The organism is Vibrio sp. D431a (assembly GCF_030248655.1).
Classification (GTDB): domain Bacteria; phylum Pseudomonadota; class Gammaproteobacteria; order Enterobacterales; family Vibrionaceae; genus Vibrio; species Vibrio alginolyticus.
Window position 1 is genome coordinate 1 of record NZ_JAHGAP010000026.1, and the last position, 3,162, is coordinate 3,162.

Sequence of the window (3,162 nt, forward strand, 5' to 3'; positions counted from 1 at the left end):
ATCAACTCGAAACTCCTTCGGGTTGTATGGTTAAGTGACTAAGCGTACACGGTGGATGCCTTGGCAGTCAGAGGCGATGAAGGACGTATTAACTTGCGATAAGCCCAGATTAGGTAGTAAAAACCATTTGAGTCTGGGATTTCCGAATGGGGAAACCCAATACCATAAGGTATTACTGTTGAGTGAATACATAGCTCAACAGGGCGAACCGGGGGAACTGAAACATCTAAGTACCCCGAGGAAAAGAAATCAACCGAGATTCCGAAAGTAGCGGCGAGCGAAATTGGACTAGCCCTTAAGCTTTACACGCGTTAGACGAACAGCCTGGAAAGGCCGACGATACAGGGTGATAGTCCCGTAGTTGACGACGTGTGTTCAGTGAAATCGAGTAGGGCGGGACACGTGATATCCTGTCTGAATATGGGGGGACCATCCTCCAAGGCTAAATACTACTGACTGACCGATAGTGAACCAGTACCGTGAGGGAAAGGCGAAAAGAACCCCTGTGAGGGGAGTGAAATAGAACCTGAAACCGTGTACGTACAAGCAGTAGGAGCAGGCTTGTCCTGTGACTGCGTACCTTTTGTATAATGGGTCAGCGACTTATATTCAGTGGCAAGGTTAACCATCTAGGGGAGCCGTAGGGAAACCGAGTCTTAACTGGGCGTTCAGTCTCTGGATATAGACCCGAAACCAGGTGATCTAGCCATGGGCAGGTTGAAGGTTGAGTAACATCAACTGGAGGACCGAACCGACTAATGTTGAAAAATTAGCGGATGACTTGTGGCTAGGGGTGAAAGGCCAATCAAACCTGGAGATAGCTGGTTCTCCCCGAAAGCTATTTAGGTAGCGCCTCGGACGAATACTACTGGGGGTAGAGCACTGTTAAGGCTAGGGGGTCATCCCGACTTACCAACCCTTTGCAAACTCCGAATACCAGTAAGTACTATCCGGGAGACACACGGCGGGTGCTAACGTCCGTCGTGGAGAGGGAAACAACCCAGACCGCCAGCTAAGGTCCCAAATTACTACTAAGTGGGAAACGATGTGGGAAGGCTCAGACAGCCAGGATGTTGGCTTAGAAGCAGCCATCATTTAAAGAAAGCGTAATAGCTCACTGGTCGAGTCGGCCTGCGCGGAAGATGTAACGGGGCTAAGTAGTAAACCGAAGCTGCGGCAATGTACTTTTGTATATTGGGTAGGGGAGCGTTCTGTAAGCGGTTGAAGGTGTGTGGTAACGCATGCTGGACGTATCAGAAGTGCGAATGCTGACATGAGTAACGATAAAGGGGGTGAAAAACCTCCTCGCCGGAAGACCAAGGGTTCCTGTCCAACGTTAATCGGGGCAGGGTAAGTCGACCCCTAAGGCGAGGCCGAAAGGCGTAGTCGATGGGAAACGGGTTAATATTCCCGTACTTCTTACAATTGCGATGGGGGGACGGAGAAGGCTAGGTGGGCCTGGCGACGGTTGTCCAGGTTCAAGTGCGTAGGCTGAGAAATTAGGTAAATCCGGTTTCTCTTAAGGCTGAGACACGACGTCGAGCATCTACGGATGTGAAGTCATTGATGCCATGCTTCCAGGAAAAGCCTCTAAGCTTCAGATTGTAAGGAATCGTACCCCAAACCGACACAGGTGGTCGGGTAGAGAATACCAAGGCGCTTGAGAGAACTCGGGTGAAGGAACTAGGCAAAATGGTACCGTAACTTCGGGAGAAGGTACGCTCTCGACGGTGAAGTCCCTCGCGGATGGAGCTATTGAGAGTCGCAGATACCAGGTGGCTGCAACTGTTTATTAAAAACACAGCACTGTGCAAAATCGCAAGATGACGTATACGGTGTGACGCCTGCCCGGTGCCGGAAGGTTAATTGATGGGGTTAGACTTCGGTCGAAGCTCTTGATCGAAGCCCCGGTAAACGGCGGCCGTAACTATAACGGTCCTAAGGTAGCGAAATTCCTTGTCGGGTAAGTTCCGACCTGCACGAATGGCGTAATGATGGCCACGCTGTCTCCACCCGAGACTCAGTGAAATTGAAATCGCTGTGAAGATGCAGTGTACCCGCGGCTAGACGGAAAGACCCCGTGAACCTTTACTACAGCTTGGCACTGAACATTGACCCTACATGTGTAGGATAGGTGGGAGGCTTTGAAGCGCAGTCGCTAGATTGCGTGGAGCCGTCCTTGAAATACCACCCTTGTAGTGTTGATGTTCTAACGTTGACCCCTAATCGGGGTTGCGGACAGTGCCTGGTGGGTAGTTTGACTGGGGCGGTCTCCTCCCAAAGCGTAACGGAGGAGCACGAAGGTGGGCTAATCACGGTTGGACATCGTGAGGTTAGTGCAATGGCATAAGCCCGCTTGACTGCGAGAATGACAATTCGAGCAGGTGCGAAAGCAGGTCATAGTGATCCGGTGGTTCTGAATGGAAGGGCCATCGCTCAACGGATAAAAGGTACTCCGGGGATAACAGGCTGATACCGCCCAAGAGTTCATATCGACGGCGGTGTTTGGCACCTCGATGTCGGCTCATCACATCCTGGGGCTGAAGTCGGTCCCAAGGGTATGGCTGTTCGCCATTTAAAGTGGTACGCGAGCTGGGTTTAGAACGTCGTGAGACAGTTCGGTCCCTATCTGCCGTGGGCGTTGGAGAATTGAAAGGGGCTGCTCCTAGTACGAGAGGACCGGAGTGGACGAACCTCTGGTGTTCGGGTTGTGTCGCCAGACGCATTGCCCGGTAGCTAAGTTCGGGATCGATAACCGCTGAAAGCATCTAAGCGGGAAGCGAGCCTTGAGATGAGTTCTCCCTGATACTTTAAGTATCCTAAAGGGTTGTCGTAGACTACGACGTTGATAGGCAGGGTGTGTAAGCGTTGTGAGGCGTTGAGCTAACCTGTACTAATTGCCCGTGAGGCTTAACCATACAACACCCAAGGGGTTTTGATGGACTCAATGAAAGAACATTGAATGTGTAAGAACGAGAATTAAAAAACAGCTTTCCAGATTAAAGAATTTGCTTGGCGACCATAGCGTTTTGGACCCACCTGACTTCCATGCCGAACTCAGAAGTGAAACGAAATAGCGCCGATGGTAGTGTGGGGCTTCCCCATGTGAGAGTAGGACATCGCCAGGCTTTATTTCCGACTTGTCTGAATACAGACGAGTCA

Annotated in this window: 2 rRNA genes; both read left to right on the forward strand. The window is 51.1% G+C overall.

Annotated elements, in window-relative coordinates:
- Positions 1-28: 28 nt before the first annotated feature.
- Positions 29-2,918 (forward strand): 23S ribosomal RNA (locus KJB35_RS21390).
- A gap of 93 nt (positions 2,919-3,011) precedes the next feature.
- Positions 3,012-3,128 (forward strand): 5S ribosomal RNA (gene rrf, locus KJB35_RS21395).
- The last annotated feature ends 34 nt before the right edge of the window (positions 3,129-3,162 follow it).